General features: G+C 72.9%; 14 protein-coding genes. 8 read left to right on the top strand and 6 right to left on the bottom strand.

Going from position 1 to position 12579, the window contains the following annotated elements:
* Window positions 1–4: 4 nt before the first annotated feature.
* The 4 genes from ACZ60E_RS30490 to ACZ60E_RS30475 form a co-directional block, all read right to left on the bottom strand.
* Window positions 5–2203, bottom strand: a complete 2199-nt coding sequence (locus tag ACZ60E_RS30490; protein WP_469444588.1) for a hypothetical protein — start codon at window positions 2201–2203, stop codon at window positions 5–7.
* A 156-nt stretch (window positions 2204–2359) separates the two neighbouring features.
* Window positions 2360–3343 carry an isopenicillin N synthase family dioxygenase gene (locus ACZ60E_RS30485; RefSeq protein ID WP_453791437.1) on the bottom strand — a complete coding sequence of 328 codons (984 nt, stop codon included), beginning with the start codon at window positions 3341–3343 and terminating at the stop codon, window positions 2360–2362.
* Entirely contained in the window at window positions 3336–3815 is a 480-nt protein-coding gene (locus ACZ60E_RS30480; protein ID WP_469444587.1) for a nucleoside deaminase, read from the bottom strand. The genes ACZ60E_RS30485 and ACZ60E_RS30480 overlap by 8 nt, the downstream gene beginning before the upstream one ends.
* A gap of 268 nt (window positions 3816–4083) precedes the next feature.
* Window positions 4084–4536, bottom strand: coding sequence for a GNAT family N-acetyltransferase (locus tag ACZ60E_RS30475; RefSeq protein WP_469444585.1), 453 nt, complete (start codon window positions 4534–4536; stop codon window positions 4084–4086).
* 86 nt (window positions 4537–4622) lie between these two features.
* Between ACZ60E_RS30475 and ACZ60E_RS30470 the strand changes: the two genes are divergently transcribed.
* Window positions 4623–5537 carry an alpha/beta fold hydrolase gene (locus ACZ60E_RS30470; RefSeq protein ID WP_469444579.1) on the top strand — a complete coding sequence of 305 codons (915 nt, stop codon included), beginning with the start codon at window positions 4623–4625 and terminating at the stop codon, window positions 5535–5537.
* Here ACZ60E_RS30470 and ACZ60E_RS30465 read toward each other — a convergent pair.
* Window positions 5517–6626 (bottom strand): sensor histidine kinase, encoded by a 1110-nt coding sequence (locus tag ACZ60E_RS30465; RefSeq protein WP_469444655.1) that lies wholly within the window; start codon window positions 6624–6626, stop codon window positions 5517–5519. The genes ACZ60E_RS30470 and ACZ60E_RS30465 overlap by 21 nt on opposite strands.
* A 325-nt stretch (window positions 6627–6951) precedes the next feature.
* On the opposite strand from ACZ60E_RS30465, the gene ACZ60E_RS30460 reads away from it, so the two are divergent.
* The 5 genes from ACZ60E_RS30460 to ACZ60E_RS30440 all read left to right on the top strand — a co-directional run bounded on the left by ACZ60E_RS30460 (window position 6952) and on the right by ACZ60E_RS30440 (window position 9579).
* On the top strand, window positions 6952–7350 hold the full coding sequence (locus ACZ60E_RS30460) for a sortase-dependent protein (protein ID WP_469444575.1): 399 nt from the start codon (window positions 6952–6954) through the stop codon (window positions 7348–7350).
* The gene (locus ACZ60E_RS30455) at window positions 7347–7979 is read left to right on the top strand and encodes a class F sortase (RefSeq protein WP_469444574.1); all 633 of its coding nucleotides are present in this window, start codon (window positions 7347–7349) and stop codon (window positions 7977–7979) included. The genes ACZ60E_RS30460 and ACZ60E_RS30455 overlap by 4 nt, the downstream gene beginning before the upstream one ends.
* Window positions 7980–8094: 115 nt before the next feature.
* Entirely contained in the window at window positions 8095–8586 is a 492-nt protein-coding gene (locus ACZ60E_RS30450) for an RNA polymerase sigma factor (protein ID WP_189778691.1), read from the top strand.
* Window positions 8570–9094, top strand: a complete 525-nt coding sequence (locus ACZ60E_RS30445; protein ID WP_469444573.1) for a hypothetical protein — start codon at window positions 8570–8572, stop codon at window positions 9092–9094. Before ACZ60E_RS30450 ends, ACZ60E_RS30445 begins: the two co-directional genes overlap by 17 nt.
* 257 nt (window positions 9095–9351) lie before the next feature.
* The gene (locus ACZ60E_RS30440) at window positions 9352–9579 is read left to right on the top strand and encodes a hypothetical protein (RefSeq protein ID WP_384806147.1); all 228 of its coding nucleotides are present in this window, start codon (window positions 9352–9354) and stop codon (window positions 9577–9579) included.
* Between the two features lie 53 nt (window positions 9580–9632).
* On the opposite strand, the gene ACZ60E_RS30435 is transcribed toward ACZ60E_RS30440, so the two are convergent.
* Complete coding sequence (locus tag ACZ60E_RS30435; RefSeq protein WP_469444572.1) at window positions 9633–10025, bottom strand: PLD nuclease N-terminal domain-containing protein; 393 nt, start codon at window positions 10023–10025, stop codon at window positions 9633–9635.
* Window positions 10026–10149: 124 nt separating this feature from the next.
* On the opposite strand from ACZ60E_RS30435, the gene ACZ60E_RS30430 reads away from it, so the two are divergent.
* Both ACZ60E_RS30430 and mqnP read left to right on the top strand, forming a co-directional pair.
* The gene (locus ACZ60E_RS30430; protein WP_107020863.1) at window positions 10150–11610 is read left to right on the top strand and encodes a menaquinone biosynthesis decarboxylase; all 1461 of its coding nucleotides are present in this window, start codon (window positions 10150–10152) and stop codon (window positions 11608–11610) included.
* Window positions 11607–12509 (top strand): menaquinone biosynthesis prenyltransferase MqnP, encoded by a 903-nt coding sequence (mqnP, locus tag ACZ60E_RS30425; RefSeq protein WP_469444570.1) that lies wholly within the window; start codon window positions 11607–11609, stop codon window positions 12507–12509. Before ACZ60E_RS30430 ends, mqnP begins: the two co-directional genes overlap by 4 nt.
* Window positions 12510–12579 lie beyond the last annotated feature (70 nt).

Genomic DNA, 12579 nt, shown 5'->3' with positions numbered 1-12579 from the left:
GTCGTCAGGTCCGGCCGAGGCGCAGGGCGCGGCCGGACAGGGCGTCCTCGGGCCAGTGCACGGAGGCCCGCAGCAGCGGCTCCACGTCCGTCGGCCGGAGCCTCGACAGATGCTCCAGCTCGGACCGCAGCCGCTCGGCGACGACCGGGTCCGGCAGCGCCAGCGGGTCGGTCACCTGCCAGACCCCGTACAGGAGTCGGCGTATCCGCAGGTGCAGGGCGGTGTCCGCGCCCTGTGGCGGGGGCGGGCCGGTGCCGACGCGGCCGAGCGCGACCCGGGTGCGGGCGTCGGACGCGGCGCCGCCGAAGCCGTCCGGGACGGGCACGGGGTGGTACGGCGCCGACGCGAGGAAGACCAGCGCCCGCAGCCACGCCTTCGTGTCGAGACGGGGGAAGGCGTCGCGCAGATACGTGACGGCCGGTTCGGCGGCGCCCAGGGCGAGTTCGTGGTGGAGCCGGTAGAGGACCCGCTGCTCCTTCGACCCCGGGCCGTGCCCTGAACCGTCCTTCGGACCGTCCACCGGGCCGTCCGGCGCGGCCGGGATGTCCGTGTAGTGGGCGACGAGCGTGCGGTGGGCGGCCTCCCAGGTGCCGTGGTCCGGATCCCTGCGGTGCAGGCCGAGCAGCAGCAGCGCCCGCAGGAACGGATCGCCGACGAACTGGCCGGGGACCGTGGGCAGACCCTCCTCGGCGAGCCGCGCCTCCAGCGCCAGCACCCCCACCGCGCCGAAGTCGCCGGGCAGCCGGGCCGCGGCCAGAGCGCACGCCGACTCCCGGTCGTGGGCCACGGCCAGCAGCGCCAGCTCGTCCCGGTGGCCGTCCGGCGTGAGCCGGTCGAGGAGTTCGCGGTAGGCGGGCCGTCCGTCCCGCGCCCCACGCTTCTCGTGAGCCCCGTACACCCCGTGTGCCCCGTAAGCCTCGTGCGCCTCCTGCGGTACGAGGTCCGCGGTGAGCAGTTCGCCGGGTGTCCCGGCGCCCCGGGGGAGGTTCTGCCGGGCGGACTCGGCGAACAGCGTCGTACCGAGCGGGCTGCCGCGCGTCAGCCGGTGGGCGGCGCCCGGCAGCCGGGACGGTACGGCGAGGCCCCGGCAGGCCGCCTCGACGACGCGCGGGGTGTCGTCGGGTGACAGCGGTGACAGCGGGACGAGCAGCGCCCGCGACGAGGCCGTGCCGCCGGGCTCCCAGCCGCTCGCACGAACCAGCTCGGACAGGGTGCTGCGGGTCGCGTTGCGCAGGGCCGGATGACCGTGGCCGCGCAGACCGGCGAAGAACACCACCCGGTCGGCGATGCCGTCGGCCCGGTCCCGCAGCACCGCTGCGATCAGCCCGATGCCCGGCGCGCTCTGCGCGTTGTCGATGAGGACCACCGGACGTCCGGGCCGGTTCCCGCGCGGCAGCGCACCGCCGTACGCGTCGTCGAGATCGGCCAGCAGGGCCCGTACGAGATGGCCCTCGGCGTGGGTGCGCGGGTCGCCGCCCGCCCTGAAGCGGCCGGACAGCAGAAGCAGTCCGAGCTTGGGGTTGCCGTCGGCGTTCGGGTGGTCGCGGTACCAGGCGGCGGCCTTCCGCAGTCGGCGGTGCGTGGGCGAGACCCCCTCGGAGAACGTCTCCAGAGCGGCCTCGACGACCGGCTCGACCACCGGACCCGTACCCGGCAGGGGGCCGGTGAGCGGGTCGGTGAGGCGGGCCGAGACCCGGCCGACCCAGCGGCTCGTGGGTGCGCCGACCCAGGACCCCGTGTCGTTCAGCAGCAGGATCCGTTCGGCCTCCCGGCGGATGCGGGGCACGTCCCGGTCGTTCCAGCCGCCCGCCGCCACGGCCAGCAGGCCCGCCGCGAGCCGCGGGAACGGGATCCGCCCCGCGTCGGCCACCGGCTCCGCGAGCTGCTCGGCGATCGTCACCAGCGCCTGTGCCACGGGCGACCAGACCTCGTGCGGCCGTCCCGCGGGAGGCCTCGCGAACCGGTCGGTCTCGCAGTCGATCAGCGCGAGGGGCGTGTGGCCCTCGTACGCGGCCCGCAGCTCCGCCAGCACCGCGCTCTTGCCGAGCCCGCGGGCCCCGGCGAACACCACGAAGGGGATGTCCTTCGGATGTTCGCAGGGACTGGGCCCGTGCTGGAACGGCCGCAGGCCGACGAGCCGTGGAGCGAGGCCGGGCGGCTCCGTGTCGAACAACGCCCCTCGGCCGTGCAGCCCTCTGCGCACCGCATCTCCCCCTGGGACCCCTCGGGTCCGGTTCTCGTAGAGGTGAGGTGTATCAACCGTGCGGCGGCCAGGGGGCGTTGCTTCGGAGTGGATCGATTGATGTCCGCGGGCTTACGCAAATGTCGGCGCCGTCGGCGGAGTCCGACCGGGCACGGTTCAGTTCACGGTGATCGAGTCGAGTTTCGACCGCAGGTACACATGGGAGTCGACGGGTTCGTACGCCACCCGGCCGACCGGGGCCGGAACCGACTCGACGCGGGTCCCCGGGGTGCACTCACCGAAGTAGACGAGGGACATCAGCTCCTCCGTGGGCTCGTCGGCGGGCGGCGGCAGTACACGATGGCGGCCGGAGCGCCAGCGGTCGCCGGTCCAACGGGCCATCAGATCACCGATGTTGATGGTGAACGCCGCTGGGTCGAAGGGCGCGTCCTCCCAGCCGCCGTCGTCCGTCCAGACCTGCAGCCCGCCCTTGCCGGCCTGCCGGTCGAGGATGGTGACCGTGCCGAAGTCGGTGTGCGGGCCGATACGGAACTGGCCCTCCTCGGGCTCGCCGACGACCTCCCTGCCCGGATACCAGTTGATGTTGAAGCCGTAGGTCGGGTGGTCCATGTGCCGGGTGAAGAAGTCGGGCTCCAGGCCCAGCGCCTCACCGAGCAGGGCGAGGAGATGGTTCTCCAGTTCGGCCATCCGTGCCAGGTACTCCTCGCACACGGCCCGGAGCCCGGGAGCCTCGGCCGGCCAGACGTTCGGCGCGCACCACTCCGCGTCGGTCTCCGGGTCGTCGAAGGGCTCGTGCGTCGCGAAGCTCAGCGACTCCTTCAGGTCGGGCGGGGTCGGGGTGCCCTCCGCGTAACCGTTGGCCTCGGCGCCCGGACCGAGCCAGCCCCGGCCGCCGACCTTCACCGCGTACGGCTCCTTGGCCTCGGCGGGCAGCACGAAGAAGGCGCGGGCCGCCTCGCGGACGCGTACCCGCAGGCCGGGGTCGACGCCGTGACCGGTCACCAGCAGGAATCCGGCGCTCCGGAGCGCGCTGTCGACGGTCCGGGCGATCCGGGTACGGGCCTCGGGGTCGCCGGAGAGCCACGGCCCGAGATCGACGGTCGGCACCCGGGGCCTGCCGCGGGCGGCGGTGTCACTCACCGATGTCCTCGTTCCACAGTGCGGGGTTCTTCGCGACGAAGTCGCGCATCAGGGTGACGCACTCGGCGTCGTCGAGGAGCACGATCTCCACGCCGTGCTCCGCCAGCCAGTCGTGTCCGCCGTGGAAGGTCCCGGCCTCCCCGACGACCACCCGGGAGATCCCGAACTGCCGGACAAGACCACTGCAGTACCAGCACGGCGAGAGGGTGGTCACCATCGTCGTACCGCGGTAGGAGCGCTGCCGTCCCGCGTCGCGGAAGGCGGCCGTCTCGGCGTGCGTGGACGGGTCGCCGTCCTGGACGCGACGGTTGTGGCCCCTGCCGAGCAGGGTGCCGTCCGCCGCGTACAGCGCGGCGCCGATCGGGATGCCGCCCTCGGCGAGACCGGCCCTGGCCTCCTCGACGGCAGCCACGAGCCAGGCGCGGGCCCGCGTCCTGTCGAGGCGCTCCACATGTTCCAAGCCGTCGCTCATGACATCCACTCTCCCCGATCGGCCCCCGGGTCACTCCTCACGCCGGCCCCCGTTCGCCCGCGGCCCGGTGGGGGCGGGCCGCGCAGTTCCCCGCGCCCCTCAAGGACGAAAAGACTGCGCAGTTCCCCGCGCCCCCAAAAAACCAAAGGCAAACGACTGCGCCGTTCCCCGCGCCCCTGAAGACAAAGGCAAAAGACTGCGCCGTTCCCCGCGCCTCTGGGTGGGACGGGGCGCAGCCCCTCCCCGAGGGGCGCGGGGAACTGCGCGCTCAGCCCCCACTCAGCCGCAGGTCGATCCAGAGGTCGTTCCCGCCCGGCAGGGTGTAGCGGTCGAACTCGACGTACCCGTGCGTCAGCGCGAACCGCAGGCCCGCGGCGTTGGCGGCCAGCACGACGGTCTCGACGGTCGTGGCACCCAGTTCGAGGGCCAGCGCCAAGGCCCGTTCGTGGAGCCGCCCGCCGACCCCCCGACGGCGGTGGCCGGGGAGCACGCGGGCGATCACGGTGGCCGTCGCCCCCTCACCCTCCGGCGGCCGGACCGTCGTGCAGCCCACCAGCACGTCGTCGAGGTACGCCACCTCCAGCCGGTACCGCCCGGCCCGGTCGCGGACCTCGGCCGGGGACAGCGCGGCCGGCGGGACGATCACGTTGTGGACGTGCCGCCAGTCCTCCAGCGAAACCTCGGAGACGGCGTCGACGCGCTCGATACGGAGATCGCTCATCACAGCAGGCAAGCGCGCGGGCAGACGACCCGTCAACCGGGTAAATACCGTTGTCCCTCCTCCGGGGGCCCGACGAGGATGAGGCCATGGCTGACTTCCAGGCTTACGACGGCACCCGGCTCGCCTACCGCGAGGAGGGCGTGGCGGGCGAGCGCGAGCCGTTGCTCTGTCTGCCGGGCGGGGCGATGCGGGCGTCGGCGTATCTCGGGGACCTGGGCGGGCTGTCGGCGCACCGACGGCTGGTGCTGCTCGATCTGCGGGGCACCGGCGACTCCCAGGTGCCGGCAGACCCGGCGACGTACCGCTGCGACCGGCAGGTCGACGACGTGGAGGCCCTGCGCGAACACCTCGGCCTCGACCGGATCGACCTGCTTGCGCACTCGGCGGGCGGCGACCTCGCGATCCTGTACGCGGCCCGGTGTCCCCGGCGCGTCCGCACGCTCACGCTCGTCGCCGCGCGGGCCCGAGCGCTCGGGGTGGACTTCACCGCGGAGCAGCGGCGGGAGGCGGCGGCCCTGCGCGGGGGCGAGCCGTGGTTCGAGGACGCCCACGCGGCGTATCTGAGGATCTGGGACGGGTCCGCCACCGACGCCGACTTCGACGCCGGAACCCCCTTCTTCTACGGGAGTTGGACCACCACCGCCCGGGCGCACGCGGCGGCCGAGGCGGCGCAGATCAACGACGCGGCGGCGGACGTGTACGCGTCCGAGGGAGCGTTCGCCGATCCCGCCGGGGTACGGGCCGCCGTCGCGGGGCTCGACGCGCGCGTCCTCGTCCTCGCGGGGGAACTGGACGGCGGCCCGCTGCCACGCGTCGCCGCCGGGGTCGCCGGCCTGTTCCCCCGCGGTGAGGCGGCGGTCCAGCCGGGCGCCGGACACTTCCCGTGGGTGGACGATCCGGCCCTCTTCGCGGGGACCGTGACCAAGTTCCTGTCCGGAGTTCCTGTCCGGACGGGCGAGTCTTCTGCCGATGCCGTCGGCTCAGGCGGTGGTTGTGGGTAGGTGTAGGCGTACTCCGTAGCCGCCGTTGGGTGTGGGGCCGGATTCGAAGGTGCCCGCGAGGTTTTCCGCTCGTTCGGCGAGGCCTATCAAGCCGACCCGGGAGCCGGGCAGTTCGAGTACGGGGCGGGTCGGTGGGGTGTTGACGACTGTGACGCCCAGTCCGTCGCCGCCGTGCCACAGGCATACCGTCGTGGTGGCGCCGGGTGCGTGTTTGCGTACGTTCGTCAGGGCCTCCTGCACGGTGCGGTAGACCGCGCGTTCGGCCGGTGCCCCGATGCCGGACGGCAGTTCGCCCGTCAGCGTCACCTCGATCCCGCTGGTGTCGAGCAGGTGCCGCAGATCGGCCAGGGTCGGCTGCGGCGCCGCCTCGGCCGTACGGCCGCCCGAGGCGCGTAACAGCGCGACCATGTGCCGCAGTTCGTCGAGGGTGGTCACGCTGAGCCCGCGGATCGCGCGGGCGGCCTCGCGCGTCTCGGCGTCCTTCGCGCCGACCTGGAGGGCCCCGGCCCGTACGGCGATGAGGCTCACCTGGTGGGAGACGACGTCGTGCATCTCCCGTGCCAGCTGGGCCCGTTCGCGGGCCACGACGCTCTGGGCGTGCAGCCGGCGCTCGTGCTCGCGTGCCTCCTCGACCTCGGCCAGCCGGTCGGCGGCATCACGGCTGGCCTGCACCAACTGGCCCAGGAAGACCGGCGCGGCGGCCGTGGCCAGCAGATAGACGAAGTCCACGAACGTCCAGAAGCGGTCGTCCTCGGCGTACTCCGACAGCGGCCACGGCAGCGCGGAGGCCAGCGCCGACGCGATGGCGCAGGCGACGAGCAGCCGCCGGTCCCGGCTGCGTTCGGCCAGGGTGTAGAGGGCGGCCAGGGGCACCACGACGACCGAAGAGAAGAGCGCGGCGGGCAGCGACAGCAGGAACACCGCCAGCGGGAAGCGCCGCCGCACGACGAGCGCCGCGCAGGCGGCGGCCGAGAGGGCGAGTTCCAGCGGCGTGTAGTGGTCGAGCTGGAGCCCGACGTCCACGGCCGCGAGGGCGGCGAGCAGCGCGTCGGCCGGTATGGCTCGCACGGATGCGGCTCTGGCGGACAGGGCCTTCACGGGGTGCCGGACCGGTGCCTCGTCGTCCCCTGCTGCCTGAACCCGGATCACGCGCGTTCCGCTCCTCCCCGCCCGGCCGCCCGGCCGCCCTGCCGCCCTGTCCCCGGGGCGCCCCCGGCCAGACCTGCCGAATGCCGGTCAAGCCTAGGGCGAGGCGGTACGCGGTGGGGCCGGTGTTTGCCGGTGCCGTACCCGTTCGAGGACTTTGCCTTCTCTTTGCAACCCGGTCCGCCGCTGCCTCGTCTCTCCGCTCGCCATCCGCAACGCAGCCGTCCGCCGTACCACCGTGCGGACGGACCGATGAGAGAGAGCACACATGCGCCGAACTGTCCTCAGCGCCCTGGCACTCGCGTGCACCGCCGTGCTGGCGAGCACGGTGCCCGCGTTCGCCGACGCGACGGCCCCGACCCCCGTCCCCGCCTCGGAGAAGCCGAGCACCGAACCGACCAAGGCCCCGGCCCCGGCCGAGAGCAAGCCCCCGACCACCGCGCCGAGCGCCGAACCGAGCGCCGCGCCGACCCAGGCGCCGTCCAAGGTGCCCTCGGACGCCGAGGTCTCCGTCGTACCGAGCGGAGCTCCCGACACCGGTGAGGTGTCGACCGGTTCGCAGTCCGGCGGCGAGCGCGGTCTGATCGGCGGGGGCGCCGCCGCGGCGGTCGCGCTGGGCGGCGCGGGGATCTACGTCGTACGCCGCCGACGGGCGACCGGGGCGTGACCCTGCCGTCCAGGCGCGCCTTCGTCACCGCGGCGATGGCCACCCTGCTCGTGGGCTGCGGCGGGGGAGGGGGCGGCGTGCGCGACGGGGCCGTCACCGACCTCGGCCGCGAGAGTTCGTCACCGCCCCCGAAGTCCGCCGGGAAGAACGTGCGCGCCCTCGCGCGCTCGGTGCCCGTCGCGCTGCGCATCCCGGCCATCGAGGTCGACACGCCGGTCATGAAGCTGGGGCTGGCCCCTGACGGCAGCGTGGAGGTCCCTCCGATCGAGGCCGGCGACCGTGCGGGCTGGTACCGCCACTCGCCGACGCCCGGCGAGAAGGGCCCGTCGGTGATCCTCGGCCATGTCACGGTCGGCAAGTACGGGGACGGCGTCTTCCTCGGTCTCAAGCGGCTGCGGCGGGGCGACCTGATCGAGGCGCGGCTGGAGAACGGCACGGCGGCGGAGTTCACCGTCAGCGCCGTACGGACGGTCGCGCAGGCGGAGTTCCCGACGGAGGACGTGTACGGGGACGTGGGCCGGCCGGAGCTGCGGCTCATCACGTGCGGCGGGCCGCGCAGCGGTGACGGCTACCGCGACAGCGTGATCGTCTTCGCGGAGCTGAGTTCGAGCGGCCCCGGGAGCTCCTGACCCGGCGCGCCGCACGCCGTGGATCCCGGGCCGTCGGAACCGTACGCCGACGGTCCGGGATCCTTCCGGGGGAGCCCCACGAGCCCCCACCATGAGCGTCACGACCTGGAGAGCGTTGAAACGGTCCCGCGAGGAGGCAGCGTCCGAGCTGTTCGCCGCCCTCTACCCGCGTCTGGCCGGCTGGTGCCGCCGGCTGGTCGACGACGACGAGACGGCCCACGAGATCGCCTCGGAAGCGTTCACCCGGCTGTGGGCCCGCTGGACCTCCGTCGCCGAACCCCGCGGCTTCCTCTACGTGACCGCGGCGAACATCGTCCGGGACCACTGGCGCAAACTGGAGCGCGAACGCCGGGCGGTGCGCCGTGCGACGGCCGAGGCCGCCGTCCGCCCGGAGACCGAACAGGCCGATCCGTCGGTGCGCCTGCTCGTGCAGTCCCTGCCGGAACGGCTGCGCGTCCCGATCCTGCTGCACTACTACGCTGACATGCCGATCCGGGAGGTGTCCGTGCTGACCGGGCGCAAGGAAGGAACCGTCAAGGCCGATCTCCACGCGGCCCGCGAACTGCTCCGCGCCCATCTGAGGAGAAGCGTTGATCACACACTCTGACGACGGCCCGGACTTCGAACCCGACGACCCCCTCGCCGTCATCCTGCGGCCCGCGTCCGACTACCTCGGCCCGCCCCCCGGCCGGTACGAGGCGATCCGCCGCGGCGCGGCCCGCCGCCGGCTGCTCCGCGCGGCGGCCGGGGCCGGACTGCTGTGCGCGGTGACGGCTCTCGTCGCGCTGCCGGTCCGGCTGGCGGCGCCCGACCGGCCCGTGTCCCCGACGGTCCCCCTCGCTCCGCCGTCCACGAGCGGCCTTCCGGCCTCGCCCACCCCGTCGCCGTCGACCGGGCCCACCGAGTCCGACGCGGGCCGGCCCACCCAGGCGCCCGAGGTCTCCAAGAAGCCCCCGGCCGCGAGCCCCGACGCGTCGACAGGGCCCTCCGCGGCGGCCCCCAGCAAGCCGCCTGCGGACTCGGTGGCACCCAGCGCGGCGCCGACCGAGAAGCCGTCGACGATCCCGACTCCGTCCGCGAAGTCACCCTTCAACTCCCCGTCGGAGGAACCGTGATGACGAGGTGTCAGGCGGTGGGCCGTATGCCTGGGGTGGGGCTGCCCCCACCCCGGGTCTGGTAGGTCGCTTCATGGCGGCGGCGGGCGGACGGCGGCAAAGTTGAAGTCGGAAAGTCCAAGGGGAGGTCCGGTCCGAACTCGAACCAAGAACCTTCGCCGAGGACTTCAGCCGAGGACTTCAACCGAAGACTTCAGCCGAGAACGTCGACCGAGGACATCAACCAGCAGCCGCTCCGCCGCCCGGAAGGAACCGCCATGAACATCTCCACGACCTCCGGCCCGATCACCGACCGGACCGCGGGCGGGACCGCCGTCCTCGCGACCCCCGAGAGCGAGCTCGCCCCGCTGCTCGCCGCCTGGGACGAAGCGCACTCCGGTGCCTGCGACGATCACGATCCGGAATGGCGGCACCTGCTGGACGAGATGGCCCACCCACGTACCACGCAGGCGTTCTACCGGCTGGCCGCGTCCGCCGGGAGCTGATCCCGGCGCCGCCCGGCGCCGGCCACCGGTCAGGACTTCGCTCAGAACTTCGGTCAGGACTTCGGCGGAGCGGCGTCCTCGGGCCCCTCGCCGCCGGTGTCGTCCTTGCCGCCGCCCGTTCCGCCGGGCTCGCCCTTGTCCTTACCGCCGTCCCTGCCGCTGTCCTTGCCGTCGTCCTTGTTCTCGTCCCTGAGGGACTTGAGGAAGTCGGGGTTGTCGTCGGGCGCGACCCAGCCGCCCCGGCGGGACGAGGCGGCGTCGCGCGGGGTGCGGACCCGGCCGACGATCAGCCACGAGATCGAGCCGACGAGCGGGAACAGCAGCACGAGAATCGCCCAGAGGGGCTTCGGGATGTAGCGGACGTCCTTCTCATCGGTCGTGATGCAGTCGATGAAGGCGTAGATGCTGAGTGCCAGCGGCACCAGGATCATCAGCACCCGAAGCATGCGGTGGTTCCCCCTGCTGTGGAGACGCGTACGGAGACGGGTCAAGAAGAACCCATGACCGTCGGGGCCGGTCGAGCGGCCCCCCTTACGGAGCCAGCGTAGCGAGTAGCCGATACTGGGACGCATGGCTTACGACGATCTTCGCTCGCTGCTCCGGGCGCTGGAGCGCGAGGGCGACCTCCAGCGCATCAAGGCCGAGGTGGACCCGTACCTGGAGGTCGGGGAGATCGTCGACCGCGTCCAGAAGGCGGGTGGCCCCGCGCTGCTCTTCGAGAACGTGCGCGGATCGGCGATGCCGCTCGCGATGAACGTCTTCGGGACGGACCGCCGCCTGCTCAAGGCGCTCGGCCTGAAGTCGTACGCCGAGATCAGCGAGAAGATCGGCGGGCTGCTGAAACCCGAGCTGCCGCAGGGCTTCATGGGGGTGCGCGAGGCCTTCGGGAAGCTCGGCGCCATGACGCACGTACCGCCGAAGAAGGTGAAGTCGGACAACGCCCCCGTTCAGGAGGTCGTGCTCACCGGCGACGACGTCGACCTGGACGCCCTGCCCGCGCTCTTCACCTGGCCGCAGGACGGCGGGTCCTTCTTCAACCTCGGGCTCACCCACACCAAGGACCCCGAGTCCGGCATCCGCAACCTCGGCCTCTACCGCCTCCAGCGCCACGACAAGCGCACCATCGGCATGCACTGGCAGATCCACAAGGACAGCCGCAACCACTACGCGGTGGCCGCGCGCCGCGGCGAGCGGCTGCCGGTCGCGATCGCCTTCGGCTGCCCGCCCGCCGTGACGTACGCCTCCACCGCGCCGCTGCCCGGCGACATCGACGAGTACCTCTTCGCCGGGTTCCTCCAGGGCAAGCGGATCGAGATGGTCGACTGCAAGACGGTGCCGCTCCAGGTGCCCGCGCAGGCCGAGGTCGTCATCGAGGGCTGGCTGGAGCCGGGCGAGATGCTCCCCGAGGGCCCCTTCGGCGACCACACCGGCTTCTACACGCCGCAGGAACCCTTCCCGGCGCTGACCATCGACTGCGTCACCATGCGCAAGCGCCCGCTGATCCAGTCGATCGTGGTGGGCCGGCCGCCGACGGAGGACGGCCCGCTGGGCCGCGCGACGGAGAGGTTCTTCCTCCCCCTCCTCAAGATCATCGTGCCGGACATCGTGGACTACCACCTGCCCGAGGCGGGCGGCTTCCACAACTGCGCGATCGTCGCGATCGACAAGAAGTACCCGAAGCACGCCCAGAAGGTGATGCACGCCGTCTGGGGCGCCCACATGATGTCCCTGACCAAGCTGATCGTGATCGTCGACTCCGACTGCGACGTCCACGACCTGCACGAGGTGGCGTGGCGGGCGCTGGGCAACACGGACTACTCCCGTGACCTCACCGTGGTCGAGGGCCCGGTCGACCACCTCGACCACGCCTCGTACCAGCAGTTCTGGGGCGGCAAGGCGGGCATCGACGCCACGCGGAAGTGGCCCGAGGAGGGCTACACGCGCGACGGCGGCTGGCCCGAGATGGTCCTCTCGGACCCGGATACGGCGGCGAAGGTCGACCGCCGCTGGAAGGAGTACGGACTCTCGTGAGCAGCGCATCAGCGGCGATCCCGCAGCCCGGACGCACCAAGGCGTTCCTGCGGCTCGTCATGATCGAGCACTCCGTCTTCGCGCTGCCGTTCGCGTACATCGCGGCGCTGACGGCGATGTTCCTGACGGACGGCAACATCCAGTGGGGCCGGCTGCTCCTCGTCACCGTCGCGATGGTCGGGCTGCGGACCTTCGCGATGGCCGTGAACCGGATCATCGACCGGGAGATCGACGCCCGCAATCCCCGTACGGCCCACCGTGAGCTGGTCACCGGCGCGATGTCGGTGAAGCACGCCTGGACGGGTGCGCTGGTGGCCCTGGTGTTCTTCCTGGGCGCGGCGGCCCTCCTGAACCCCCTCTGCCTGGCGCTGGCGCCCATCGCGGTGATCCCGATGGTGGTCTACCCGTACGGCAAGCGGTTCACGAACTTCCCGCAGGCCATCCTCGGCCTCGCCCAGGCGATGGGCCCGATCGGCGGCTGGCTGGCGATCACCGGCGAGTGGTCGTGGGACGCCGTGATCCTGGGCCTGGCGGTCGGCATCTGGATCGGCGGCTTCGACCTGATCTACGCCTGCCAGGACGTACGGACGGACCGCGAGGTCGGCGTGAAGTCGGTACCGGCGCGCTTCGGCGTCCCGGCCGCGATCTGGGGCGCGCGCGGCTGCCACGCGGTGACGACCGGCCTCCTGGTCTGGTACGCGCTGGCCACCGACGCGGAGGCCTTCTTCTGGCTGGGCCTGCTGATCGTGGCGGGCGCGTTCCTTTACGAGCACACCCTCGTCCGCCCGACGGACCTGTCCCGCCTGAACCGGGCGTTCTTCCAGGTCAACGGTTTCATCGGCATCGCGCTGTTCGCCTGCGCACTGCTGGACCTGCTGGTGCGGGGACTCACGGTCTGACGGACGGCACGCTTCGACCCGGCCCGCGTCGGCCCGGCCGGCGCGGGCTTTCCCGACGGGGGCGGGGGCG

The sequence above is a fragment of the Streptomyces sp. NPDC102514 genome, assembly GCF_055584525.1.
This window is presented reverse-complemented; position numbering and strand designations above follow the sequence as displayed.

Bases quoted from the DNA above. Each gene is read 5' to 3' on its own strand.
- ACZ60E_RS30480 (WP_469444587.1), bottom strand. From the start codon at position 3,815: ATGAGCGACGGCTTGGAACATGTGGAGCGCCTCGACAGGACGCGGGCC.
- ACZ60E_RS30475 (WP_469444585.1), bottom strand. From the start codon at position 4,536: ATGAGCGATCTCCGTATCGAGCGCGTCGACGCCGTCTCCGAGGTTTCG.
- ACZ60E_RS30470 (WP_469444579.1), top strand. From the start codon at position 4,623: ATGGCTGACTTCCAGGCTTACGACGGCACCCGGCTCGCCTACCGCGAG.
- ACZ60E_RS30460 (WP_469444575.1), top strand. From the start codon at position 6,952: ATGCGCCGAACTGTCCTCAGCGCCCTGGCACTCGCGTGCACCGCCGTG.
- ACZ60E_RS30440 (WP_384806147.1), top strand. From the start codon at position 9,352: ATGAACATCTCCACGACCTCCGGCCCGATCACCGACCGGACCGCGGGC.
- ACZ60E_RS30435 (WP_469444572.1), bottom strand. From the start codon at position 10,025: ATGCTTCGGGTGCTGATGATCCTGGTGCCGCTGGCACTCAGCATCTAC.
- ACZ60E_RS30430 (WP_107020863.1), top strand. From the start codon at position 10,150: ATGGCTTACGACGATCTTCGCTCGCTGCTCCGGGCGCTGGAGCGCGAG.